Source organism: Adlercreutzia wanghongyangiae, from assembly GCF_035989245.1.
GTDB lineage: Bacteria > Actinomycetota > Coriobacteriia > Coriobacteriales > Eggerthellaceae > Adlercreutzia > Adlercreutzia wanghongyangiae.
Genome location: NZ_JAYMFF010000002.1, coordinates 483,734 through 509,969, shown reverse-complemented (window position 1 = coordinate 509,969; position 26,236 = coordinate 483,734). Strand labels below are relative to the sequence as shown.

The 26,236-nt window shown below is 63.9% G+C and carries 18 protein-coding genes; 2 read left to right on the top strand and 16 right to left on the bottom strand.

Annotated features, from left to right (window positions below; all coding sequences use genetic code 11):
* Window positions 1–103: 103 nt before the first annotated feature.
* From VIN30_RS02445 to VIN30_RS02430, 4 genes are all read right to left on the bottom strand, one after another.
* Complete coding sequence (locus tag VIN30_RS02445) at window positions 104–1,864, bottom strand: proline--tRNA ligase (RefSeq protein WP_338209000.1); 1,761 nt, start codon at window positions 1,862–1,864, stop codon at window positions 104–106.
* Entirely contained in the window at window positions 1,861–2,931 is a 1,071-nt protein-coding gene (ispG, locus tag VIN30_RS02440; protein WP_338208998.1) for a flavodoxin-dependent (E)-4-hydroxy-3-methylbut-2-enyl-diphosphate synthase, read from the bottom strand. The genes VIN30_RS02445 and ispG overlap by 4 nt, the downstream gene beginning before the upstream one ends.
* 183 nt (window positions 2,932–3,114) lie before the next feature.
* Window positions 3,115–3,939, bottom strand: coding sequence for a hypothetical protein (locus tag VIN30_RS02435; RefSeq protein ID WP_338208996.1), 825 nt, complete (start codon window positions 3,937–3,939; stop codon window positions 3,115–3,117).
* Window positions 3,940–4,556: 617 nt separating this feature from the next.
* A complete protein-coding gene (locus VIN30_RS02430) occupies window positions 4,557–5,666 on the bottom strand; it encodes a site-2 protease family protein (protein ID WP_338208994.1) in 1,110 nt (369 codons plus the stop codon).
* Window positions 5,667–6,188: 522 nt separating this feature from the next.
* Between VIN30_RS02430 and VIN30_RS02425 the strand changes: the two genes are divergently transcribed.
* Window positions 6,189–10,007, top strand: coding sequence for a VaFE repeat-containing surface-anchored protein (locus tag VIN30_RS02425; RefSeq protein ID WP_338208992.1), 3,819 nt, complete (start codon window positions 6,189–6,191; stop codon window positions 10,005–10,007).
* A 145-nt stretch (window positions 10,008–10,152) separates the two neighbouring features.
* On the opposite strand, the gene dxr is transcribed toward VIN30_RS02425, so the two are convergent.
* The 11 genes from dxr to VIN30_RS02370 form a co-directional block, all read right to left on the bottom strand.
* A complete protein-coding gene (gene dxr, locus VIN30_RS02420; protein WP_338208990.1) occupies window positions 10,153–11,412 on the bottom strand; it encodes a 1-deoxy-D-xylulose-5-phosphate reductoisomerase in 1,260 nt (419 codons plus the stop codon).
* A 42-nt stretch (window positions 11,413–11,454) separates the two neighbouring features.
* Complete coding sequence (locus VIN30_RS02415) at window positions 11,455–12,363, bottom strand: phosphatidate cytidylyltransferase (RefSeq protein ID WP_394355771.1); 909 nt, start codon at window positions 12,361–12,363, stop codon at window positions 11,455–11,457.
* A 249-nt stretch (window positions 12,364–12,612) separates the two neighbouring features.
* Entirely contained in the window at window positions 12,613–13,392 is a 780-nt protein-coding gene (locus tag VIN30_RS02410) for an isoprenyl transferase (RefSeq protein ID WP_338208986.1), read from the bottom strand.
* A gap of 181 nt (window positions 13,393–13,573) precedes the next feature.
* The gene (gene frr / locus VIN30_RS02405) at window positions 13,574–14,137 is read right to left on the bottom strand and encodes a ribosome recycling factor (RefSeq protein WP_338208984.1); all 564 of its coding nucleotides are present in this window, start codon (window positions 14,135–14,137) and stop codon (window positions 13,574–13,576) included.
* A gap of 66 nt (window positions 14,138–14,203) precedes the next feature.
* The gene (gene pyrH / locus VIN30_RS02400; RefSeq protein WP_338208982.1) at window positions 14,204–14,920 is read right to left on the bottom strand and encodes a UMP kinase; all 717 of its coding nucleotides are present in this window, start codon (window positions 14,918–14,920) and stop codon (window positions 14,204–14,206) included.
* A 153-nt stretch (window positions 14,921–15,073) separates the two neighbouring features.
* Entirely contained in the window at window positions 15,074–15,883 is an 810-nt protein-coding gene (locus tag VIN30_RS02395; RefSeq protein ID WP_338208979.1) for a hypothetical protein, read from the bottom strand.
* Between the two features lie 164 nt (window positions 15,884–16,047).
* Window positions 16,048–17,217 carry a hypothetical protein gene (locus VIN30_RS02390; RefSeq protein WP_338208976.1) on the bottom strand — a complete coding sequence of 390 codons (1,170 nt, stop codon included), beginning with the start codon at window positions 17,215–17,217 and terminating at the stop codon, window positions 16,048–16,050.
* 73 nt (window positions 17,218–17,290) lie between these two features.
* Complete coding sequence (locus VIN30_RS02385; RefSeq protein ID WP_338208974.1) at window positions 17,291–18,298, bottom strand: DUF4240 domain-containing protein; 1,008 nt, start codon at window positions 18,296–18,298, stop codon at window positions 17,291–17,293.
* 28 nt (window positions 18,299–18,326) lie between these two features.
* Window positions 18,327–18,803 carry a T6SS immunity protein Tdi1 domain-containing protein gene (locus tag VIN30_RS02380; protein WP_338208972.1) on the bottom strand — a complete coding sequence of 159 codons (477 nt, stop codon included), beginning with the start codon at window positions 18,801–18,803 and terminating at the stop codon, window positions 18,327–18,329.
* Window positions 18,804–19,056: 253 nt separating this feature from the next.
* The gene (locus VIN30_RS02375) at window positions 19,057–20,229 is read right to left on the bottom strand and encodes a hypothetical protein (protein ID WP_338208970.1); all 1,173 of its coding nucleotides are present in this window, start codon (window positions 20,227–20,229) and stop codon (window positions 19,057–19,059) included.
* Window positions 20,226–23,267, bottom strand: coding sequence for an RHS repeat-associated core domain-containing protein (locus VIN30_RS02370; protein WP_479273912.1), 3,042 nt, complete (start codon window positions 23,265–23,267; stop codon window positions 20,226–20,228). The genes VIN30_RS02375 and VIN30_RS02370 overlap by 4 nt, the downstream gene beginning before the upstream one ends.
* Before the next feature lie 49 nt (window positions 23,268–23,316).
* On the opposite strand from VIN30_RS02370, the gene VIN30_RS02365 reads away from it, so the two are divergent.
* Entirely contained in the window at window positions 23,317–24,276 is a 960-nt protein-coding gene (locus VIN30_RS02365; protein ID WP_338208966.1) for an Abi family protein, read from the top strand.
* Between the two features lie 254 nt (window positions 24,277–24,530).
* Here VIN30_RS02365 and VIN30_RS02360 read toward each other — a convergent pair whose 3' ends face one another.
* Entirely contained in the window at window positions 24,531–26,108 is a 1,578-nt protein-coding gene (locus tag VIN30_RS02360) for a trypsin-like peptidase domain-containing protein (RefSeq protein WP_338208964.1), read from the bottom strand.
* Window positions 26,109–26,236: the final 128 nt, after the last annotated feature.

Here is a 26,236-nt window from a genome sequence, read left to right as displayed (position 1 = left end):
CGCGTCCATTCGGCGCGGCTCGCGTCCATTCGGCGCGGAATATGGAAAAGCCCGAGGAGCCGAAGCGCCTCGGGCCTTGGAACGTTCGTGTCTTCGGAACTTCTTACCCGAAGATGGCGTCGAAGCTGCCGTAGCCGGCGCCGGTGTGGGTGTTGTTGCGCATGGCGCGGCGGGCGAAGCCCATAAGCTCGGCCAGCACATCCAGCCCCACTTCCTTCTTCTCGCCGGTGCGGCGCAACTTCACCTCCACCTTATTCTCCTTCAGACCGCGCTTGCCCACCACGATCTGCACGGGCCAGCCGATGAGGTCGGCGTCGTTGAACTTCACGCCGGCGCGCTCATCGCGATCGTCAACGACCACGTCGAAGCCGATGTCCGCCAGATCGCGGGCGATCTTCTCGGCCATGGGCTGCACTTCCTCGTCGCCCACGGTCAGCGGCACGACGCACACCTGGGCCGGCGCCACCGACGGCGGCCACATGATGCCGTGCTCGTCGTTGTGCTGCTCCACGATGGCGGCCAAGGTGCGCGAGATGCCCACGCCGTAGCAGCCCATGAAGAACGGCACCTCATTGCCCTCCTCGTCCATGAACGTGGCGCCCATGGCCTTCGAGTACTTGTCGCCCAGCTGGAAGATCTGCGCCACCTCGATGCCGCGGGCGCCGTCCAGCGGCAGGCCGCACTCGGGGCAGCAGTCGCCGGGCTTCACGGTGGCCAGATCGGCCCACTCGTCCACCTGGAAATCCTCGCCGAGGCGCGCGCCCACGTAGTGGTAGCCGTCCTCGTTGGCGCCCACCACCCACTGCGGCACGCCCTTCAGGCTCAGCGACGCGATGATGCGGGCGTTCTCGGGCAGGCCCACCGGGCCCATGGAGCCCTTGCACAGGCCGAAGTCCTTCATCTCCTCGTCGGTCAGCAGCTCAAAGCCGGGCACCACGCCCTCGATCTTCAGCTCGTTCAGCTCGTGGTCGCCGGGGATGAACACGCAGATGAGGTTGCCCTCGGCGTCCTTGCCGGAGAGCGCCTTCACCGTGGACGACTCGGGAATATCCAGGAACTCGGCCAACTCGGCGATGGTGTGCACGCCCGGCGTGGCAATCTTCTCCATGGCGTCCACCGCGTGCAGCGTGGGGCGCGCCATGCAGGCGCCGGCCTCGGCGTCGGCGGCGTACCCGCACGAGCAGTACACCAGCTCCGCCTCGCCCGATTCCGCCAGGGCCATGAACTCGGCGGTCACGCTGCCGCCGATCTGGCCGCCGTCGGCCTCCACCTCGCGCCACTCCAAGCCGCAGCGGTCGCAGATCTTCTTGTAGGCCTCGCCCATGGCGTCGTAGGTTTCCTGCACCGACTCCTGGGAGGCGTTGAAGCTGTAGGCGTCCTTCATGATGAATTCGCGGGAGCGCAGAAGCCCGAAGCGCGGGCGAATCTCGTCGCGATACTTCGTCTGGATCTGGTACAGGTTCACCGGCAGCTCCTTGTAGGAGCGCAGCTCGTTGCGCACCAGGTCAACGATGAGCTCCTCGTGGGTGGGCCCGAGGCAGAACTCGTTGTCGTGGCGGTCGGTCAGGCGCATGAGCTCGGGGCCGTAGTCGTTCCAGCGGCCGCTCTCATGCCACAGCTTTGCCGGCTGCAGGGCGGGCATGAGAATCTCCTGGGCGCCGGCGGCGTCCATCTCCTCGCGCACAATGTCCTCAATCTTGTGCAGCACACGCCATCCCAGCGGCAGGAAGGTGTACACGCCCGAGGCGGTCTTGCGCAGCATGCCGGCCCGCAAAAGCAGGCGCGCGCTGGCAATATCGGCGTCGGACGGGTCTTCCTTCAGCGTGGGGGCGTACAGGTTGCTCATACGCAGAATCTGGGTCATAGGTTCTCCAACTCTTCCATAAGGGCAGAAACGATTTCCGACTCTTGTACTTTGCGGACAATTTTACCATGGGAGAAAACGACCCCCGAGCCCGCGCCGCAAGCCACCCCAATATCGGCATCGGCGGCCTCGCCCGGGCCGTTCACCACGCATCCCATGACGGCCACCTTCACGGGCTTCTGCACGCTCGCCAAGCGCTCCTCCACCTCCTGCGCCAGCCCGATGAGGTTCACCTGGCAGCGGCCGCAGGTGGGGCAGCTGATGAGCTCGGGGGCGCGACGGCGCAGATCAAGCGCGCCGAGCAGCGTCCAGCAGGCGCGCACTTCCACTACCGGGTCGTCGGTCAGCGAGATGCGCATGGTGTCGCCGATGCCCTGCTCCAGCAGAACGCCCAAGCCCGCCGCCGACTTGATGATGCCCTGGAAGGCGGTGCCCGCCTCGGTGACGCCGATGTGCAGCGGCACCTCGGGCAGATCGCGGGCCAGCAGGCGATAGGTGTCGATGGTGGTCTGCACGTCGTGAGCCTTGGCCGACACGGCGATGTCGAAGAAGTCGCACTCGTCCTGAAAGAAGCGCACGTACTCGGCCGCCGAGGCCGCCAGCTTCTCGGGCAGCGTCAGGTCGTCGCGGGCGGCCAATGCGTCGTCCAGCGAGCCGGCGTTCACGCCGATGCGAATGGGAATGCCCGCCTCGCGAGCTGCGGCGATCACCTCGCGCGTGGCCTCCAGGCCTCCGATGTTGCCCGGGTTGATGCGCAGCTTGGCCGCGCCGCGCCGCGCCGCCTCGCTGGCGATGCGCGCGTCGAAGTGGATGTCGGCCACCACGGGCAGGGGTGACGCGGCGCACACGGCCTCGAAGGCATCCAGGCAGTCGCGCCGGGGGATGGCCATGCGCACGATCTCGCAGCCGGCCTCGGCCAGCGCCTGAATCTGCGCGAGGTTGGCAGCCACATCGTCGGCGGCCGCATTCAGCATCGATTGCACCGCCACCGGCGCCCCGCCGCCCACGGGCACGTCGCCCACCATAATCTGGCGCGTACGCTCGTGGGGCTTCAATTCCTTGGTCATAGGCATTCCTTAGAACACGTCAATTCCAAGCAATTATAGAGCTTGCCGGACTGGGCGCGCCCAACCTCATCACAATAGCGAATGTGGCCTGCGTATTCGCCTGACGCAGGCCGCACTAAATTGCATAGTTCCCCTCCCAAACCGTGCGAGATAACTTGCTTGCGATCTTTAACTGGTTCGTACCTAGAGTACCTCTAGTGAAGCATAACCGGAGTTACCGCCCCCCACGGACATCTGCACGAGATAAAGCCCCGATTCCCAGTTTGAAGTATCTACTTCAAAGTAACCACTTTTGGTCGGGATAGACCCATCAAGATCTTCGCTGTCGTCGAAAATGTAATATGGGGTTTCCAAGCGAAGCATCCCGCTTTCCCATTGGGTTCCTTCATACCATTCGGCGTCAAAGGCACAAGAAGTGGCTGATTTCAGAAAATCGACTCGTCCCCCAATGCGACAGTCATCAAGAATTATTCCTCGTTCAGCGAGAAATTGCCCGGTTTCCTCATCGGAAAAATCAGACACTGTTATCCCGTCCACTTTATCATAGGCTGAAATGCTGCTCTCTGTACCTTCTGCCACCGTATAACCGTTTTCCAAAACCCGCTTAGCCCCATAGAAGCCATATTCACTCTCATCAATGAAGATCAATTTTGCCCCGAGCTTTCTATCCAGGACAATTGGATCATCGCCTCCTATGCAAACATCCCTTTCATCATCTAATGCATGGAATGAGAGCGCATATAAGTCAAGCGGCTCCACGGTCTCGCTATCTGAATTCAACACAAAGATGCCGCCGGCGCTTAAAGCATATTCGATCGTCTCGCCACTGTACTCCTCTGCCCCCGCTTCTTCCGTATCTGCATCTTTGGTTTCCGAAATCGCATTTCGAACAGAGTTCTCCTCTTCGGCGATAACGCTTCCCATCGTTCCTGAAATTTCTTTAGGGCTGTTTGCGCATCCATTTAAGCCGCCGCAAACGACCAAAGTCATCATGAAAATCAATAGCACACGCCTCATTTGATATCTCCTTCTCCGAAATCGAACATCTCGACCGCAGGGGAGATCCGGGTGCGCTGAGCAGCGACAAAAGAGGAGGACATCCGCCACAGTCACCACAACAGCAAGGCTGCATAACTCGCAAAACACCTTGAAAGGCAGATGCCCTCCTATTTGTGTTTTCCGAGTTGGACATATTCAGCTGTATGCAGCCTCTCCATCCCAACGATGGGAGAACCTGCTGTTGTGGTACCGTGGATTTTAGCAGAACACATCGAAAGGCGGCAGACAAAAGCCGCACGAAGCCCTTCGAAGCCTCGCGGTCCCATTTTTCTCATGTGCGAAGTGCACCTTCGCCCCTGTTCGTTTTCAACGGTGACGCACTTTTGCCAAATTCTCTCCGCAGTGCGGAGAATTTCTCGTCATGGGAAACACGCTAGCCAAACACATGCAATGACACAAATTACTGGACACTCCACCCGCGCCCATAGATCTCAGCCAACCTTTTCGAAGGGACTCTCACCACATCTGCTCCGGACTTAGAGCGCAATAAATCGCCCCATTACAAAGCCGGGGACGGCTCGCAAGCCGTCCCCATACATCATTCATGTAGTAGCGCACGACAAGCATTACCAGTTGCCGAAGACGAAGCGCTGGATGTCCTGGTTCAACATGATCACGAAAAAGCCGAGGAACAGGGCCATGCCCGCCATGGACATGTAGTTCATAGCCTTCTGGGACACGGTCTTGCGGGTGCCTTTCTGGAAGATTTCCACCACGAAACGTCCACCGTCCAGCGGCGGGATGGGTAGCAGGTTCATAATGCCGAGCGACACCGAGATCATGGCCATGAACTCCAGCGCCTCGATAAGGCCAGCCTGGAAATAGTCCTTCGACATAACGGCGATGCCCACGATGGAGGTGGAGTCGGACACCGTCTGCGCGGCCGTGGCGGGATTGAACAGGCCGGCCACCGCCTGCACCACCATGCCGATGTAGGCGAACCCGGCCTGGATGGCCTGCAGCACCGAAGCGTGAATGGTCACGATCTCGCCGGTTTCCGGATGCGCCACCTGAAACCCGATAACCGAGAACACCAGCACGAACACCAGCATGGCGAACAGTAGGTTCGTGGCAATGCCGGCCAGCAGAATGACCGAACGCTTCCAGAAGGGGAGCGAGCGATACTGCTGATGGTATTCCGATTCGTACAGCACGCGTTCGTCGTGCACCGGACGCGGCTCGCCCAGCTCGTAGATGGGCAGCGCCGGAGCGCCCGCCGCCTCAGCCTTCCTCACCGCGCGCTTGCTGGGTACCACGCGCGGGGCGCGGTAGGTGTTGAACTCATCCTGCTTGGTGGGACCCATGATGCTGCCCCACTCCACCAGCTCCTCCAGGGCCTCGTAGGCCTCGTCGTCGGAAATGCCGCAGTCGCGGGCGACGTCTTCCATATTGGCGGTGCCGCGGCGGTACAGAGCCGCCAGCACTTCCTGCAAATGCGGCTGCAGGGGACCGGCCTCCATACCGCACACCTTCGCATAGCCGCCGAGCGGCACGGCGGTCACGCCGAAGCGCGTCTCGCCTTTGGTAAAGCCGACGGAAGGGCCGGGCAAGCCGAGCATGAACTCGGTCACACGCACGCCGAAGGCGCGGGCCGCCAGATAGTGGCCACCCTCGTGAATGAACACGAGAAAGCCGATGGTGATGACGGCGCACACCAACATGATGAGAAAGTCCACTGAGTGATCTCCTTTTATCGAGGTCTGAATGCAGATCAGCCGCCTTGCCATGCGGCCCGGGTATCGCAGCCATTATAGAAAGCGCACAGCATTTTCACTGCGCCGAGCGGGGCCGCTGCGTGAAATAACTACAAGGTCCCTACGGGGATTTCACAGGATAGCCTCCGTCATAGCTGGGTCGTTTTCGTCCCAGTAGACGATAGGTGTAAGGGCGTCGGCGCAGACGCGCCCCTCGCGCTCGCGGCAAGCGGGCGGCTTCCGTACGGCACCGGGCGGGTGGCGCACCCGCATCAGGGACGGTCTTCTCGCGATCTTCGTGCGGCGGGGCGGCGAACTTTCGGCGGTGGTTCCCGAGACGGAACTGCGACAGTGCGGTTCTACAGTAGGACCCATCAGACGAACTGGCCGCCGAACGCCAAACTCATCACACGGCCATTCTTGCATTGGGGACGTCACTGCCGCGGCCATTCGTCTGATCTTGCCGTTCAACGCGCTGCCGGAACAGCGCAGAAAGGAGTCACGATGGATCACAGCCATTCTGCCACCCGCAGCGCGCGCACGGTGCGCTTGGCTATCAGCGCCCTTTTAGCATTCCTCTTGCTGGCAGGCCTTATGCCCCTTTCAACGGGCGCCCCACCCCAAGCGGCAGCAGACGAGCCCCGCGGGGACGTTTGCGTGCTGCTGCATTTCAAAGACAGCGACCAGGAAACCGTCGACTTCGCCCAGTACGAAGCCTCGGCAGTGCGCGCAGACGACACGCTGCTCGTCGCCGTGGGCGACGGGTCGGCCGCCCTAGACTACCGCGATAACCTGCGCTTCGCCGTATACGACCGCTATGCCGCGTTCAACGATCAGCAGCGCGACATCACCGACGAATGCCGCTACGACGGCGAGGCCGGCGTGGTCAGCATTCCGGCCGCCTACGCCGAACGCCTGGACACCCTGGCGATCGTCTTCTGGCTTTCGCCGGCCCATGCGGCTTACGACCGCTTCGTCGCCTCGCAGCTGATCACCGACGACGTGCTGCTCGATCACGACGGACAGCAGACCGTGCTCGCCTCCGATGTGGCGCAGCTGAAGGCCGCCGCTGAAGGTCCGGCGAGCAGCCTGGGAACCGAAGGCGCTCCGCTGGCTCGTTCCGTGGCGTTTCCCGGCCAGCCCGATGCGCATTACCAGCTGAACCCCTACACGCGCCTCGAGGAGTTCGACCGCGACCAAACCGAGAAGCAGATCGCCTACGGCTATACCGGCCACTGGGTAGGCTCCTACTGCTTTGGCGCGATGTTCGGCACCCATCGGGAGTTCTCCCACGGCACCTCATCGGAAACCGACTGGAACGCCCCTGTGCTGAACACCGCCCACAGCTCCTACGACGAGGTAGTGGAGGCCTATCTGTCCGACACCATCGCCGCCCGCCTGGGAGAAGACGCCCAGTTCGCCACCTCTAAGGGCGGCAAGAGCTATCGCGATCGGTGCATCACCCTGGGTACCACCTACAAAGACGACGGCTACCTACCGGGCACGTCGCCCGACCACAAGGCCATCGCCCGCGGCGGCTGCGGCTCGTCGGACATCAACAACGGCGCGGGCACTCCGCTGCCCCAGCCCAACGGAAACAACTACATCACCTTCAAGGGCATCTACAACGGCTCGCAGACGAAGTACACCGGCTGGTACACCTTCTTCTATAAGTTCGACACCAAGTCGGGCGCCACGGGCAACACCTTCCAAGACATCGTGGGCTATCTGCTGGCAGCCCCGCCCCGCGGCGGCAACGCGCAGCTGACCAAGGTGTCATCCGATCCGTCCATTTCGAATGCCAACGGCAACTACTCCCTGGAACATGGCGTGTTCGCCGCGTTCGACAGCGAGCAGGCCGCCGCAAGCGCCCGCGATCTCGCCCAGGCGCGCACGTGGAAAACCTGGCAGGAGGCCCAGTCGTGGGCCGAGGCCAACGCACCGGTCACCCTGGTTACCGAGAAGGACGGCACCACCCCCGTGGTGCGCGATGTGGAAGCCGGCGACTACTTCGTGGCCGAGCTGTTCGCCCCGCCCGGATTCCGCCTGTCCGACCGCATCCAATCGGTCACCGTGGAAGTTGCCGAAAGCGACGACGACATCTGCGCCATCCGCTTCGAGGACGAGCCCCAGTCCGGCTCCATCGACCTGCTGAAAGTGTCGAACAACCCCGACCTTACCGCAGGCAACGATTGCTACACGCTGGCCGGCGCCACCTACGGCATCTTCGCCGATGCCGCCTGTCTGCAGCCGGTACGCAGCATGACCACCGCCCTGAACGAGCAGGGCGACGGCTACGCACGCGCCGACAAGCTGCCCATCGGCTCCTACTGGGTGAAGGAGACCGCCCGTCCCCACAGCGGATTCGCCCTTGACCCGCGCGTGTACCCCGTCGTGGTAACCGACCAGGTGGTTACGCGCGTCAACACGACCAACGTCACCGACAAAGCCAAGCTGAATCCACTTGCCATCGTGTTGCAGAAGAAAGACGACCAGACGCTGGAGGCCGCGCCGCAGGGCAACGCCACCCTGGGCGATGCCCGCTTCCGCATCAACTATTACGATGTGCCCCAAGCCACTGCCGAGACCGTACGCGATCGGAACCCCCGCGCCAGCTGGCTCGTGCGCACCGACGACACCGGCTCGTTCCGTTTGGACTGCGCCGACGGCACCTTCACGCACGTTGACAAAAACAACGCCGAGAGCGTGTTGCCCTACAAGATCAGCGGCCCGGATTTCTACCGCCTGTCGGATGGCCGCGCCGCGCTGCCCCTGGGAACCTACACCATTCTGGAGGTGAAAGCACCCGAGGGATACCTACTGGACGACACTGTGCACGTACGCCACGTCGCCGATGCGAACCACGATGACGAGGTGGTGGAGACGTTTAACGCCGAGCAGGACGGCGACCTGGTCACCGACCGCGTGGCCCGCGCCGACCTCGCGTTCCTCAAGCGCGCCGACGGAGCGGCCAAGCTGGCGGGCATCCCCTTCAAGCTCACCTCGAAGACCACGGGCGAGTGGCACATCATCGTAACCGACAAGAACGGCATGGCCTCAACCCAGGCTACCGCCGCCCATCCCCACGACGCGCGCACCAACGCCAACGACGAGCAGTTTCGCGCCGAGGACGGCAGCTTCCAGATGCCCCTGGTGCTGGATGAGGAGGCCCTGGATGCCACAGCCGGCACCTGGTTCGGCCTCGCCGCCAACGGAAGCGCTGCGCCCGTAGACAACGCCCGAGGCGCCCTGCCCTTCGACACCTACGATCTGGAAGAACTTCGCTGCCCCGGCAACGAGCTTTTCCAGATGATCCACGACGAGGTGGTGGTGGACGAAACCGACGACTGTCAGGTGGTCGACCTGGGCACGCTGAACAACACCGCAGCGGGCAAACCAACCCTGCGCACGAGCGCCTACGACGGCACCACCCAAGACGTGTACGACACCGAGATCGGCGCCGTGCCGGGGGCGGCCATCATCGACCGCGTCACCTACACGGGTCTCACCCCTCACACCCCCTACACGGTGGAGGGCGTGCTGATGGACAAGGCCACCGGCGAGCCGTTCCTCGTCGACGGGGAAGCTGTGATCACCGCCGTGGAGTTCACGCCCGACGACTACACCGGATATGTCAATGTACCGTTCTCCTTCGACGCCAGCGCCATTGGCGAACGCACCGAGCTGGTGGTGTTCGAGACGCTGCTGCAGCACGATGCCGAGGTGGCGCGCCATCGCGACCTCGATGATCGAAAGCAGACCATCACGGTGAGCCCGGTGGGCATCGGCACCACTGCCGTCGACAGCGCCAGCGGCACCCATGAGGGGCTGCCCGCCGACGAGGCCACCATCATCGACACCGTGGCCTTCCAGGGGCTCATGCCCGGCCATGAGTACCGATTGGTGGCGCTGCTGATGGACAAGGCAACCGGCGAGCCCTACACCGTCGATGATCGCGTAGTAACCGTCGAGCACGTGTTCACCCCCGAAGCCTCGGAGGGCACCGTGCCGGTGGAGATAACCATCCCAGGCGGCGCTGCCGACGGCACTAGCTTCGTGGTATTCGAGTCGCTGTACTACGAAGATCGCGAATTGGCCGTGCACGCCGATATCGACGACGAGGGCCAAACCGTGTCCTACGGCTACCCCGACCTGCCGCTGCCGCCCACGGGCGGGGCAGAGGAGGCAGCCGAGCCCGCTACGCGCCTCGCGCAAACCGGCGACGAGGCGGCAGGCACCGCCCTCGCTCTCGGCGCTATGTTGCTGGTAAGCCTGGGAGTGGGCGCCTGGAGCCTGTACCGCAAGCGCCATCTGCGCAAATAGCTTTTCAATGACGAAGGGCGAGGGCCGCTAACTCCCCTTGCCCTTCAGTCCTTTTCCAGGAAGATTGCAACCCCAGAAGGCGGGCGTCAGAGCACGGGCGCGCTTGCCCATCTGGGGTGCCAGCACCCTGCCCGTTCAGGACCTCTCAGCGAGCTGCGCGCTCGCACCACGCGCGGGCCGTGACACGAGCCCAAGCGTCCACATCCTGCAACTGGGAGATGCTCTCCACTGTCTGCACACCATCGCGCTCGTGGGCCTCCATAGCAGCCTCCACACACGCGGCGATATCCAGATAGCCAATCTGCTCGGCCAGAAACGCCGCCACAGCCACCTCGTTCGCCGCGTTCATCACACAGGGCAGTGTGCCGCCCGCCTCGCCGGCATGCCGAGCCAACGCCAGACAGCGGAACGTATCGGTGTCGGGTGCGGCGAACTCCAGCGTGCCCAGCGTGCGGAAGTCGAGGGGCGCCACCGGGGCAGCCCACCGCTCGGGATACGACAGGGCGAACTGAATGGGAATGCGCATGTCGGTGGTGCCCAGATGCGCCTTCACCGAGCCGTCGGTGAACTCCACCATGGAGTGAATGGCGCTCTGGGGCTGCACCACCACCTCGATCTTGTCGTAGGGCATCGCGAACAGGTGATGGGCCTCGATAACCTCCAGCCCCTTGTTCATTAGCGTGGATGAGTCGATGGATATCTTGGCTCCCATATTCCACGTGGGATGGGCCAAAGCCTGAGCCGGCGTGATGGACCCCAACTCGGCGCGGGTCTTCCCGCGGAAGGGGCCGCCCGACGCCGTCACCCACAGCTTCGATACCTCGCGGGCGTCCTCACCCAACAGGCACTGATAGATGGCCCCATGCTCCGAATCGATGGGCATCAGCGCGCCGGCTGGGCCCACCGCCGGTGCCGTGCCCGCGGCCCGTCGCTGGGCATCCACCTGCGCCGCCAGGGGCATGATCAAATCTCCCCCCACCACCAGCGATTCCTTATTAGCCAGAGCCAGCACCTTGCCGGCCGCTAACGTGTCGTAGCTTGCCCGCAGGCCGGCAGCGCCCACCAGGGCGTTCACCACCACCTCGGCCTCGGACAGCTGCGCCAGGGCAGCTACCGCATCGGGGCCTACGCCAAACGACCAGTCGTCGGGCTCGCTAGCGGCTACCGCCAGCGAGCGCACCAACTCCCGCGCCTCGTCGCAGCGCGCATCGTCAGCCAAAGCCTCGTTGCCCACCGCCAGGTGGCGCACACCGAACGCGCGCGCCTGTACCAGCAGCTCGTCGACGCTCCCATGCACGGCCAGACCGACAATCTCCAGCGCATCGCCGTGCTGGCGCACCACGTCCAGCGTCTGCGTGCCAATCGATCCCGTGGAGCCGAGAACCACAATGCGACGTTTGCCCATGGCGACGCCTTTCAATCGAGGGAGAACAGGTTGCCCGTGCCGTTAGAACACGGCGTAGGGAATGCATCCGCCGGCCACCATGAGGATGGCCGCGGTAATAGAGGTAAGGAACAACGAGTCGCTGCGATCGAGCAGGCCGCCGTGGCCCGGCATAATGGTGCCCGAATCTTTAAATCCGGAGTTGCGCTTGATGCGGCTTTCCGCCAAATCGCCCAGCACGCCCATGCATCCCGACAGAATGCCGAAGACCACGGCCTGCACAATGGACATCGTCACGCCGGGCACCAGCGTCATCAGGCACCAGAACAGCACCGAGCCCACCAATCCGGCGAAGAAACCCTCCCAGCTCTTCTTCGGGCTGGTGCGCGGTGCCAGCTTATGACGCCCGATCTTGCTTCCCACCAAATAGGCGAAAGCGTCGTTGGCCCACACGCTGAGGAACAGCAGCAGCACGGCCACACCGCCCCACGGATCGGGCAGCGACACGCGTATCACAATGAGCCCGCACAGCAAAAGTCCCGTATAAGCAGCTCCGAAAAAGCTCACGCCCACATCGGGAATGCGCGCCCGCAGCCAGAACACGTACCACACCAGCAATGCCAGCAGCAGCGCCAGGTTAACCAGCAACGCTCCCACCAAGCCGGCCAGATACACGCTGAGGGGATACAGCACCGCCGCGATAATGCCCAGCATCTCGTTGGGCAGCTTCGCGTCGGAGCGCAGCATATAGAAGAACTCTCCAGCGCAAATGCCCGCCACAGCCATCAGCATCAGCACCATGGGAATGTCGCCGGCCAGCACGCACAGCACGGTTACCGCCGTGTACACGGCCCCCGTGCGAAAGCGCACCTGCAAGTCGGAGGGATTCTTCAGCTTTTTCGGCGTCTTCTCCAGTGCCTTGCGCTTCAGCCGGTCGCGTTGCTGTTGACGCGTCTCACGCTTTTCCTGCAGCGCCTGCTTCTCCTCCTCCGACAAATCATAGTGCCAGGGCGGCCCAGGCGGGGCCGATTCCGGATCGCAGGCCAAAGGCGGCAACTCGCGCTCCTCGTCCGATTCCGTTAGCAGCCCGAAGCCGATGCGCTCGCTCTTCTCGGCGCATCGCGCCTCATCGGTCCTGCGATGGGGTATTCCCTGGCGCAGACGCTCGCGTGCCCGCAGGGCCCGGGTCTTCTTCTCGTCTTCGGTCATGCCGCCGCGCATTTAGGCCACGCCCCCGAAACGACGGTTGCGGCCCTGGTATTCCAGAAGGCAGCGCAGAAACTCGTAGCGGTCGAAATCGGGCCACAGCACGTCGGTCACCACGAACTCGGAATAGGCGATCTGCCACAACAGGAAGTTCGACACGCGCATCTCGCCCGACGTGCGGATGACCACATCGGGGTCGGGCATGCCGTAGGTGTACAGCCCACGTTCGAACATCTCCTCGGTGGGAGCTACCAGCTCGCCCGTTTCCTCCGCCAGCAGCGCCGCCTCGCGCATGCAGCCCTCGCAGGCCCGCAGAATTTCCTGGCGGCCGCCGTAGTTCACGGCCACCACCAGCGTCATGCCGTCGTTGTCGCGCGTTTTCTCCCAGGCGGCATCGAAGGCCTCTCGGGTTTCCGCAGGCAGGGGCGACAAGTCGCCGATGGTGCGCACGCGCACGTGCTCCTCGTGCAGCCCGTCCACCTCGGCCAGCATGGTCTTGGCGAACAGGTCCATCAGCCCCACGACCTCGTCTTCGGGCCGCTTCCAGTTCTCGGTGGAGAACGAGTAGATGGTCAGGTATCTCACACCCAGATCCGACGCGCAGCGAATGGTCTCGCGCACCGCCTCGATGCCAGCCTTGTGGCCCTTTAGGCGGTTCAATGCGCGCTTCTTCGCCCAGCGTCCGTTCCCGTCCATAATGACGGCCACCGACTCCGGCACGCAGGCGCGATCGAGCGCCGCGGGGTCAAGCCCCGCAGGCGGATTCGGAAATATGTAGTCCAAACTTTTGACCATATCATTTCTCGCAGGTTCGCCCAAGGAAGCCAGCGAGGTTGCGACAGGTGCCTGGAATTGTGCTGAAGGGCGGCTGAGCGGCCTTCGTGCCGCGAAGGTAAGTCCTGAAGTGCAAGGCCAGGTGCCTGTCGGAACCGCAGCGTCGGCGTTCCTGTCGTTGCGCCAGCAACGACGGAACCGATTAGATTTCCATAACCTCGGCTTCTTTTTTCTTCAGTGCCTCGTCCACCTCGGCCACGAAGCGGTCGGTCATCTTCTGAATCTCGGCCTCGGCACGCTTCGACTCATCCTCGGGCAGGTTATCGTTCTTCACGGCCTTCTCCACCGCGGTGTTCGCGTCGCGGCGAGCGTTGCGCACGGCCACGCGGGCCTCTTCGGCATAGGTCTTGCACTGCTTCACCAGCTCGCGGCGGCGCTCCTCGGTCAGGGCCGGGAAGGGCAGGCGGATGACGTTGCCATCGTTGTTGGGAGTCACGCCCAGATCGCTTTCCAGAATGGCCTGTTCGATGGCGCGCAGCACGCCCTTGTCCCAGGGCTCGATAACCAGCAGGTGCGCCTCGGGGATCTTCACGCCGGCCATCTGGTTCACGGGAGTAGGCACCCCGTAGTAGTCCACCTTGATGCGGTCGAGCACCATGGCGTTCGCGCGCCCGGTGCGCACGCTGGCGAAATTGTCGCGCAGCGCCGTCACAGCCTTTTCCATGCGCTCTTCGGCGCCCATCAAAATCTCGTCGATATCTGCCATGGGGTTCCTCCCTTTTCCAAGCCTTACGGCTCTTGCGTTTCTACGATGCCGCGCGATGCCCGGCGATTACTCCACTACGGTGCCCACGGGCTCGCCCTGCAGCGCAGCCTTAATGTTGCCGGGCTTCGTCAGGTCGAACACGATCATGGGCACATCGTTGTCCATGCACAGCGAGGTGGCCGTGGCGTCCATCACGTTCAAGCCGCGGCTGAGCACGTCCATGTAGCTGATACGGTCGAAGCGGTGCGCATCGGGATGCGTCTTCGGATCGGCGTCGTACACGCCGTCCACCTTGGTGGCTTTCATCACGCAGTCCACATCCAGCTCGCAGGCGCGCAGAGCGGCAGTGGTGTCGGTGGTGAAATACGGATTGCCCGTGCCGGCAGCCAGAATGACCACACGGCCCTTCTCCAAATGACGGATGGCGCGACGGCGAATGTAGGGCTCAGACACTTCCTGCATGTTAATGGCGCTCTGCACGCGCGAGAAGATGCCGTGGCGCTCGAAGGCGTCCTGCAGAGCCAGGGCGTTCATCACCGTGGCCAGCATGCCGATGTAGTCGGCCTGGGAACGATCCATGCCCTCGGCCGAGCCGGCCAGACCGCGGAAAATGTTGCCGCCACCGACAACCACCGCCAGCTGCACACCGTCGTGAACGATCTCGGCGATCTCCTCCGCCAGGTCGTCCACCACTTTCGGATCGATTCCATACCCGAGGTCGCCAGCCAGCGCCTCTCCGGACAACTTCAGCAGAACGCGATCGTACTGGTATTCGTTCGCCATCGACTCAGTCCCTTCGTCGGCAGGTTCATTCTAAACGGATACATATTACCCGAAATGCTCCGTCAACAACGCGGCACCACCGCAAGACCCGAGAAAAACAAGACGGCCCTCCCGCAAGGAGAGGGCCGTGCACGTTTGCCGTCAGCGTTTGCGCTACTGCACGGGCTCGGGAGCGTCCTCCACCACCGTGGTACCGTAGTCGGAATAGGTGGCGGTCGTCGTCATGGTCAGCTGGATCTCGGTGCCGCTCTGATCGGCGGTGCCCGTCGCCTTCATCGTCATCAACTGCAGCTTCCCGTCGGCGTCGAAGGTGTAGTCGGCCTCATAGGACGTGTAGCCGTCGAAGCCCTCGGTCGGAAGCTGAGCGCTCAGAGCCTCGGGGTCGGACACCACATGGAACGTGACGGTGCCGTCGGCCTCGGTCTTCTGGATGCTCGTCGCATTCTGGATGGGCACCAGGGCGCTCGTCAGATCGGCGCTGCTGGCCAGCAGGGCGTCGATCTCAGACTGGTCGGAGCCCGTATCCACCGCCGTGCCGTCGGACACGGCGATAAGCTGCGTGCCGGTCACGTACATTTCCACGCCGTCCAGCTCGGTGCCCGGCATGTCGTAGCGGTAGTACGCACGCGGGTCATCCGAGTCGGTGGCCACCTTCACCAGAATGTTGGTGTCCTGGCTGCCGTTCACGCCATCAGCACCGGCCTCGATAACCATCTCGGTATCGATGGTCACGTTGCCCAGCGCCATCGCGTTCAGCATGGCCTCCATCTCGGCGCGGTTCTCATCCAGAGACCCGGCCTCAGACGAAGCGCCCGCCTCATCGCCGGCCGCCGGGGCGGCCTGAGACTGCGTCGCGTCCTGCGCCTGGTCATCGGGCGCATTGTCGCCGGCGTTGCCCGCGCACCCCGCGAGGCTCACCGCCAAAAGCCCAGCAGCCACCATGCCCAACATCTTCCTTTTCATGGAACATTCCTCCCTAATTTCCACGCGACCCCTATAGTCGCACGCGCTCCATAGTAGCACTCCCCGCCCAAACCGCCACGCCCCAACCCACCGCTTTGGCCATTGACAGCCCACAGCCGACCAAACCACTCGGGTCGCTGGCACAGACAACCCACCCCCCTGCGTCACTCGTTCTCGCAGGACTTGGGCCAGGTGTAGGTCGCGGAAGCTACCGCTGATTCGAACTGCGCGTAGCAGTCGTTGGCGTACTCGTCGTCGTCCCAGAAGAGGAAGAAATACATTATGCCGTTCTCAACATGCACGAGGTCGCAGTAGCGTGGGGCCATCCCGCCCGAGGCGGTCTCCTCGTACAGAGCCGACATCTTGATGTAGTCCACGCCGCCCAGCCGCACCTTTTCCACGCGCTCGTCGTCGAAAGGGTCTTCCGAGGCGAACATCTCGGGATCGAAGAACCCGGTGTCCATGTCGCGACGCGCGAGGCCCTCCCGCTCGCTGTCGTCCAGATGCGCCCAGGCGTCGCCCACCGAGCACTCGAACCCAATATCGGGATGGCCGTCGGGGCTGTACGCCGCGATAACGTCCTCCCCCGCAGCCTCCGCAGCCGACCATCCCTCGGGCGCTGCGAACGACACGCCGTAGAAGGGGGAGTCGAACATGCCCGCATCGGTCGAGACCGACGAGCTTCCGCCATCCCGCCACGTGCTCGTCGAATCCGATGCCGCCGCGTCGCCCGACGCGCTCCCGCCTCTGGAACCTCCTACCTGCACTGCGGTCAGCTGCGAGAAGAACATCGTGCCCAGTATCAAAGCCAGCACGATGGCCACCGCTTGCAGCACCACGCATACAGTAGTAGACATCCCCCTTTCGCCGCGCGTCAGCCCCGCGTTCCACAGAGGCCCGAACACCCATGAGCCGAACGAGCAGTTCAAAAACGAGATGAGCTTGGGCGAGCGCAGCCGCGGACGGTCGGTGAAGTAGGACGGGTAGATCACCTTGGCGTACACGATGATCGCAACGGCCTGGACAACGATAGCGACCATCCCCCACACGAGCAGGCCGGTCGCGAGCGCCGAGTTGTCGAAGGAGCCCTGCACCGCCCGCAGGGCCATAAGCGCCGCCGCGGGCACAGCCGCTACCAAATCAGCCGCCAGCCCCAGCAGGATGCCCCCACCGAATACACCGAGCACCGACATCCCCACCGAAGTCTGCCACATGGCCAGCGCCGGCTCGGGAAAGGTCGCCCTCTCAACCGGAGACGGCGCCGACGGCGCCCCGCATTCGGGGCACACGGGCCGCGCCAACGCATAGTCGCAACCGCACTCGGGACATATCATGGCAAGGTTCCTCCCTCTCTCGCAAGCAGCTCCTAGTGTACATCACGCGCAGGAAATCGCAGCGAACGCCACATCAGAACGCCCCCGCACCCAACGCGGGAAGCCACAAAGGCGCCAAAGCTGCGACGGAGGCCCCCACATAGAGAGCGAACATGCCCGTAGCGGCTAGCGGACTGGTGCCCCCGCGCTCGCGCATGTACGTTTCCTGCTCTGCCGGATCGTCGACGCCAGCGGTGGCCATCTTGCGCATCACAGCATCGGCCTGCCACCGATAAGCCCGGTAGAAGTAGGCACCGGCTATGGCGCCGGGAAGAAATCGGAACATCCGCGGGTTTACGCCAGCGAGAAGAAATCCGGCGAGGAGCCCCACGTACACAGCGAGCAGCACAAGAGCCGGCAGGTAGCACCGCCGGTAGGCCCAATACACCGGCCCCAGCAGCAGCGTCAGGTAGCTGTACGTACGCTCCCCTTGCATAGCGAAGACCATCTGGGCGTCCTTCGGCTCGATATGTGAGAAATTGCCCCCTTCGCCCTGGACCAGGGCAAGGCGGAGAAAGCCCTCCCAGTCCATCGACCGCACCTTCTCCTCGAAAGATGCCTGCTTCTCGGCCGCCGAATCGCTCCCGTCGTCCCCCGCAGCAGGCGCCCATCCCTCGGCGTTGCCATAGGTGAAGTAGTCGGTCTCGCTCTGGTGCGGGTAGTTCTCCGCCTCGGCACCGTGCTTGCGCGCCCACGCCCTCATGGGCACATAGAGAATGGACTCGAAGCACAGGTCAGACGAAGGAAGCCGTCGGCCCGCCAAAACATCCCGGTACAGCCCCTCCCCGTTCACGACGCACACACAGCGCCAATCGACGAACTCGTCGGGTGAGAAGTACTCCGCATCCCCGAACGCTGCCTCGGCGATGTCGCGCCGATCGAGGGCATGGAGATGCTCCGCCAGCGCATCGTCAAAGGCAAATATCTCCTTGTCAGAAAGGGAGGCCAGGTGCTGCACCATCCCCTCCGTCACAGCCTCGTCATCGCCCTCCCGACCCCAATCAGCCAGATCGATTATCCGCCAAAACTCCTTCTCGTCCACAGTCCTCTTCGCTCTCCTCTCTCAGATCCTACTCGAACGTCACGTTGCCTATCTTGGTACCCTCGGGCAGGTCCTTCACGGCCTCCCACAGCTGGCTTGTCATGTCCCAGTACACCTCCATGTCGGAGATCTCCATGTTCTCCAGGGAGTCCTCCCCGCCGAGGAAGAGGGGGATTCTGTAGCCGGCGCACTCTCGAATGCGCACGGGGGGCTGTACCTCCAGCCACTCCTGGTATCTACCAGCGTCGAGACAGGCATCGCTGTTGTTTGGAATCTCATCATTTAAGAATGATATTATGTCCTTTTCGATATAATATATGTCGAGGGTTCCAACTTCCAAGAGCACCACAAGCCCGCTGTTCTCCCCCTCCTCCCTATCTATCGCAAAACAGCGTCCCAACCAATCGTATCCGAAAAGATCAAACTCCCCGTGAAGCGCTGTGAAGTACTCTGAAACGAGTCGGTGCCATTTTTCAAGGTCGTGACGCTCGAAAATCCTGAACACTCCATCCCCAAACGAACGCCCCCCAACTTGTCCATAAGCTCCTCGTAGGGATCGCCACCGACGGTGCCGAGGACGGGGGGCTCCCCGAAGTACTCCAGGAACCCCGAGAACATCGAGGGATCGCCCTCCGCCTGGGCCGGCCGGACCTTCTTCCGCTTGAACAAGTCGAACATCTCGCTTCCTTTCACTCGAATGCAACGCTCGGGGCATCTTCCCCGCGGCACGCGGGGCGAGCCAGAGCCGTTCCGCGCTATCATGCAAGCCGCTCCTCCACTCCCAGCTGCTCGCAGAGTCTCCTTACAACCGCTCGGTCGCCCTCCGACATCGAAAGGCCCCCGCTGCCGACATCTATGACGAAGAAGGACACCGCCTCGCTCCACCTGCCGCGCTCCAACTTCCCCTCAACGTCCGCAAGCTCTGTCCGCGGCGGGTGCGTCACGCTGTAGGGGAAGTCGCGCAGCCACCGCCGCACCATGCGCAGCCCCTCCCTCCATCCGCCCGGCAGCACCGCTCGCGCGATCGGAAGAAGCGCCTGGACCCGCACCTCGAGGTCCTCGGGCGGAACGACAACCGCGTAGCGAGCCCTTCGCGACAGCCGCGGCCTCGCGGGACCGACCAGCTTGACGCCTCGGGAAATGGAGGCAACCGAACGTTTCCCGACGATTACATCCGGAGCGGATTCGCGCAGCATGCGCACCGCCCGCCTATAGGGCGTCGAAAGAACATCGAGTCCGTCGATGCGAGCATCCGAACCGGGTCCCAGCTGGGCGCGGCGGCAAAGCCCCTCGCCGTCGAACCACAAGGCCATGCCCCCCCATATTGCCACCGCTCCGGCGTGAGCGCCCTGCGAGGGGAAGAGGCCCAGAGGATCTCCCCACCGCGCGCAGGCCTCTTCGCGCGAAACGTCAAAGGGCGGGACCAGGGGAACACGGCAAACCCCCGCCGGAGCATGCCCCGCCTCCGGGAAATTCGGCCGCCAGCCCTCTTCTTCTATGTAGATCACCAGATCGCTCTCGGAATCGCGCCACCGCCTCTTCCAGTCACGGTAATGCGCACCTCCCCCCAGGAAGCCGGACCGAGCCCTCTCCAGCTGATCGGCAAGGAAGGAGCGCAGATCCTCCCGCTCGTCCCGATCGAACTCCAGCACAACCTCATCTGCGACGCGGGGAACCTCGGAGCCGCGCGCGACGCCGACCAGCCACGCTCCCTTCCCACCGTCCCTCAGCAGAAGCTCGCAGCAATCCCGCGCGGACGCGCCCTCGCGCCCCGATGGGGCCACGGGGCTCCAATGCCCTGCCGGCGCATCGGCAACAGCACGGGCGCACCAGCTGAAAAACGCCGCCGCGTCCCGCGCGGCAATCGTCAGCCCGCACTCGCCCAGCTTGGCGAAGCAACCCGATGCGGTATCCCACGCGAACGCAATCATTCCCTCGGCCCTCCCGCCCAGCCGCCCTTCTCGAGAAACTCGGAGGCTTCCTTGGAGGGGCTGGGCACGCCCTTCTTCTCGTCGTGAATCGTACCATGGCTTGTCATTGAGGTACCGTCGGCGAAGTGAACGTGGGGCACACGATCTTCGCCGACATCAAAATCCCTTCGGCTATCATCGTATTCGAATCTGTCTATCTCACGCTTCACCTTGCTCTTGGCCTCCTTAAGCGCTTGGGTCATTTGGCTTGGAGAGAGCGCTTTTTTGGCTGCATCAGCTGCGGCCAGCCCCGTCTTCAGCGCGGTCTTGCCCGCGCCGAGGGCGTCGCCCACGCCGGGGATGGCCGACAGGAACGACATGCCGGCGTCCACGAAGTTGCCCTCGGCCAGGTACCACAGGCCGTTGGCCACGTCGGCGGCCGCCCCCAGGCCCGGCACGAAGCCGAGCGCGTCCAGGGCTGCGTGGCCCAGGGCGCCCCAGTCCACGGCGCCGGACTGGTCGGCCACACCCAGGAACGACGCGCCGGCGCAGAACGCGCGCTGGACGGCGGAGGCCGTCGCCTGGGCGGTGGCCGCCCGGCCGGCCAGGCGCACCGAACGGGCGGAGCCGCCTCCCCCCGACTTGGACGGGGAGGCGCGCGCCGACGACTTGGCCGACGACTTGGCCCAGGCCGCCTGCCGCTGCCCCCACGTGGGCGCCGTGGAGGCGACCACGTTCCCGTGGGCGTCGGTGGGCAGCCCCTGGGTGAAGCAGCTCGCCTTCTGCCCCGTCCTCTTCAACGTCGGGTCCAGCAGCGATCCGGAGAGGCGGTTGTAGGTCAGCTTGCCGCTCCCCCTCCCGGCCGCGGAGAGCACGGTCTTCGAGGCGCTCTTGAGCCACGCGGCGCGGCCCGCGGGGTCGGAGTACGCCACCGGGTTGCCCTGGGCGTAGGCGTAGCGGTTGAGGCTCGCGGGGTCGGGGGCCGATCCCAGGTAGGTGTCCCGGGAGGCGAACGAGGCCCCGGCCGGGTCGTACCAGCGGGCCCGCAGGTACTGCAGGCCGGCGGCGGCCGTGGACTCCTCGGCGTTGTAGCCGTAGGCGGGCAGCTCGCCCGCGCCGCCCGAGACCTCGCCCCAAGGGGAGTAGGAGTAGCCGGCCGACACCGCCCCCGAGGCGTCCAGCACGGCGGACACGCTGCCGAGGCCGTCCTGCAGGTAGGTGGCCGCTACGGGGGTCTCCGCCGTGCCACCCGCCGTGGACAGACGGCCCAGGCCGTACACATCATTGAGGGTGCCGGACACGTCCGAGTAGCGCGCAGCTGGCTGGGCCACCGAGTCCACCACCGTGGAGTTCACGTAGGCCACGAGCTCCCAGCGCTCCTGCACGTAGGGGGTCTCCACAGGGATGGCGGCGCGCCTATCGGCGGTATCGGCGCCGCCCGCGCCCCGCAGCGGCAGATTCCGCCAATCACCCGCAGCCATGGCCAGCAGCTCTTCGAGCTGCACGCCGGACTGGGTCAGCAGGGGCGCCGCACCCGGGGGCGCCGGCAGGCCCCGGCCGGGCACGGGATCGCACCCGCCCTGCGGCCCCAGGATGGCCGCCTCAGCCAGAAGCGCGCCCAGCGCGGCGACGGGAAGGCTCGCCGGTGCCAGGCTGCCGGCCAGTGAATGGGTTGCACCCCACAGGAACCACTCGACGGGTCCGAATGAGCGGCCGCCATCGCCGCCGGCGGCGCAAGCCACAGCAGTCGCTTTGAGGCTTCCATCGGCGGCCGCCGGGGCGCCCGCCAGCGGCAGGGCCACAGAGGCACCGTACAGAACCTTGGTGGCGAAGTCGGATGCCGTGGTGCCGGGAAGCTCGGAGCGCTCGATCTCGTCGGTGTGGTACAGCGTGGACTGCAACACCTTGTTGCCGTCGCCGTCGTAGGTGGCGGCCATCAGCACGCGGCCGCCCTGGCGCACGGCAGCTAGGCGGTTTTCCACCGCCCAGGCGTACTCCACCACCTCGGCGCCAGGGACGGCCTTGCGCGCCAGGTTGCCGGCGGCGTCGTACTCGTAGGAGGTGGTGCCCTGCGGCCCCTCCTCGGCCATGAGGCGATCGTCGGCGTCGTAGCGGTAGACGGTCTTCTCGGCCGCGCCCGTCGCCAGGTCGGTATGGGTCACGCCCGTGCGGTTGCCGGCGGCGTCCCATTCGTAATCTTCCCGGAAGTGCGCCGGCACAGGTCCGTCGCACTGCTCCTCGAAGGAAGCCAAACGCCCGTCGGCATCGTAGGCGAACGCGCGCGACGATCGCGTGATGGTGGCATCCGATGCGGTGGTCGTCGACTCCTCGGCCACCGGGTTGCCCTCGCCGTCGTATTCGTAGGCGAACGACGATATGAGCGTTCCCGAGGCGCCGCGGTTCTCCAGCCGCATCAGGCGGCCCTCGGTATCGTATTCGTAAGTGGTGGCGGTGCCGTCGGGGCGCGTGAGCGACACCGGACTTGCCGCCTCGTCGTAGGCGTAGCAGTAATCGCCCTCGGGGGCGTGCACGACTTCAAGGTTCCCCTCGGCGTCGTAGTCGTAGGTTACCTGCATGCCGTCGGGATAGTCGACCTGAGTCAAGTTGCCTTTGGCGTCGTAGTCGTAGCCGATGCGGCGGCCCTGGCCGTCGGTCTCGGCCACGATGCGGCCCAGCTGGTCGCGCTCCACCGTGGCATCGCCCGTGGCATCCGACCGGGCCGTTACCAGGCCGCCCTTGTCGTAGGAGTACAGCACCGAGGCGGCGCCCTCCTGCGCGTAGGATTTCTCCACCAGGTTGCCCAGCTCGTCCCAGTCGTAGCGCGTCTGGGCACCGGCGGCATCCACGTAGGCCGTCACGCGGCCGGCCGGGTCGCGCACGATCTGCTCCACTGCGCCCGAAGGCGACTGGATGCTCACAAGGCCGCCCTCGGCATCGTAGGCGTACTTCGTTATGCGGCCCAGGGCGTCGGTCACCTGGACGAGGTTGCCGTCATCGTCGTAGCCGTAGGCCGTCTGCGCGCCGGAGGGCTGAGTTACCTTCGTCTTATAAAGCACTATCCTATTTGATATATACTATATATACATCGATTAAAACTGGGAGAACGCCATGCCTAAAACGCTCAATTCGCTCATGAAACACTTGCGCAATAATGGCATTGCTATCCGAGGCAGCGCGCAAAAACGAAAACTCAAGAATATTGGCTATTACCATGGATACAAGGGGTACCGCTTTGCCGGTAAAGCCGCCAACAGGCTCCCCCTAACCGATTTCGCACAAGTAACTGCTCTCTATGATTTTGACATGCACCTCAAGGCACTGTTCTATCCGCGAGTAATGGCCATTGAGACCGCGCTTAAGAACTACACCTTGGAAGCAGTAGTCGGCGACGCCCGATCCTCATCATTTGAAGATATCTGGCGCCAAAGCCTCACCAGCTACCGCTCCCATTCCGGGAAAAAATATCGCACAGCATGGGGCAAACGACAACGACTGCGCCAGGAAATCGACAGCATCATTTACAGTCACAAAGAACGCGACGTTATCGGCCACTTTCGGGACATCGACAAAGACACTCCCATTTGGGCGGTCTTCGAGGTTATGACGCTGGGCAATTTCGGTTCATTCTACGACTGCCTCGATGATCGCGTTAAGACAGCCATCGTGCATGACCTCGGAATGCCAGACAACTTGGATTCCAAAGCCCTTCTTAAGGATGCTATCTTTGCGCTCAAAGATCTCCGCAACGCCATCGCGCATAATGGAGTAGTACTTGACGTGCGATTCAAGTCTGGAAACATAAGCTCGCGACTTTCGCAACTCCTAAAGCAGGAAACCGGAGTCGGCAAAATCGACTTCACAGACATTACGGATTACATCATTCTTCTCGTCTATCTCTTACAACGTATGGGTTACACGAAGACAGAGTGCAGGCAGCTCATTACCAGCTACGAAGCCGCGCTCGAGCGACTTCGCGCAGAGCTTCCGATCAACATATATTCGAAAATAATCCTGACGACGGCAAGAGGCAAACTGACCGCTCTTCATCAATTTGTGCGCAACGCGTAAGCAGCGCTCAAAATCTTGCGGGACATGGTAAAATACAGTTAATCGCGGTGGAAGGCTTCGGCTGACACCTGGAAAAGCCCGATGCGTCGGGCTTTTCTTATGCCCAGCTTTCTACCCTTCCGCAGCAGAAGGCCACGAAGCGCTCGATACAAAAAACGCCCCTCCCGAAGAAGGGGCGCTGTATCGCGTTCGCTTTCTGACAGAAGCTCGCGGTTTGCCGCCGCCCAACACAGCGGCCCAGCGAACCGACGTGCTTAGGCGGCGTCGCGCTCCTGCTGCTGGCCGTACTGGCGCAGCATGTCCTCGATGCTGCGGCCGTTCTGCGGCACGTCCATCGACTCCTGCTGGGTCTGGGCCTCCTGCTGGCTAGCAGCGTCGTCGCCCAGGGTTACCTGCACTTCTTTCTCCTGGCCCGCGCTGTTCACGGTTAAGGTCACGGTGTCGCCGGGGTTCTTCGTGCGCACGTCCAGCATCAGGTCGCTCGCGCTTTCCACCGGCTGGCCGTCGAAGGCGGTGATGATGTCGCCGGGAACGATGCCCGCAGCAGCGGCGCCCGAGCCCTCGGCCACGCCGGCCACATAGGCGCCGGTATCAACGGCCAGACCGTAGCGCTGAGCCAGCTGGGCGCTCACGGTGGACAGGCTCACACCCAGCTGCGCGTGGGTGGGCGTCTCGCCCGCGATAATCTGCTGAGCCAGGTTGATGGCGTAGTTCACGGGAATAGCGAAGCCCACGCCGGAATAGTTGCCCGAATACGAGGTGATCAGTGTGTTGATGCCGATCAGCTTGCCCTCGTCGTCAACCAGGGCGCCGCCCGAGTTGCCGGGGTTGATGGCCGCGTCGGTCTGGATCATGTTCGGGTAGATGGTGATCTCGCCGTTGCCGCCGGCCTGGGCCGACTCGCTGGCATCCATGATCTGCGAGCGGCTGGTGGCGCTTACGATGCCCGTGGCCACCGACTGCTCCAGCCCGAAGGGGCTGCCCAAAGTCATAACCCACTCGCCAATGGTCAGGTTGTCGGAATCGCCGATCTCCATCACGGTAAGGCCCTTAGCGTCCTTGGCCTTCAGCACGGCCACGTCGGAGGAGGCGTCGGTGCCCACCAGTTCGGCATCGTAGGTCTCGCCGGCCACGGTCACCTTATAGGCGCTGCCACCTTCCACCACGTGGTTGTTGGTGATGATGTAGCCGTCCTCGGTCAGCACCACGCCCGAGCCCTGGGAATACATCTGCAGCTCTTGGCCGCCCTGGTCCTGGGGGGTGCCGTAGCCGTAGTCGTAGCCGAACAGCTGCTCCCAGCCGCCCATGCCGCTCTGCTGCGGGGCCGCGTACACGTCGATGGCCACCACCGACGGCAGGCACTTGGCAGCCACGGCCTCGGCCAGGGTGGAGTCCTCGCTGGGGGTGATCACCGTGGTCTGACCCGTCGTGGGGTCGGTCACCGTGGCGGCCGGCTGGCTGCCGCCCCCCATGGCGGCCACTGCGCCCCACACGCCGAAGGCCAGCACGCAGGCTACCAGCGCACCGGCGAAAGCGATAAGGAAGGTCTTGCCGCCCGAGCTCTTCTGGCCCGCATGCTGCGCATGGGTGGCCACCGGCTCGGCCTCGTAGGTTTGACCGGCGTAGGGCTGGCCAGCGTAGGCGTGCTGGCCCCCGTGGGGCTGCGCGCCGGGCTGGGCCTGATGGGCCGCGCCGTAGGGCTGGTATGCCGCGGCCGGCGCGGGCTGCGTGGGCTGCAGCGGCGTGGGCTGGGAAGAAGCGGGCTGACCCGGCTGACCGCCGGGCAGCGGGTTGTTCCCACCGGGAGTGGGAACGCCGTTCATTTCAGTCATTGAAGTCTCCTTTAACAGGGGTCTTTCCTGGTATGGCGCAAACATTACCACGCCCCTGCGCGAATCCACCATGCTGGCAACCCATCGTCACGCTTGCGTCACGGAGATACACCAACTGGTGTACGCCA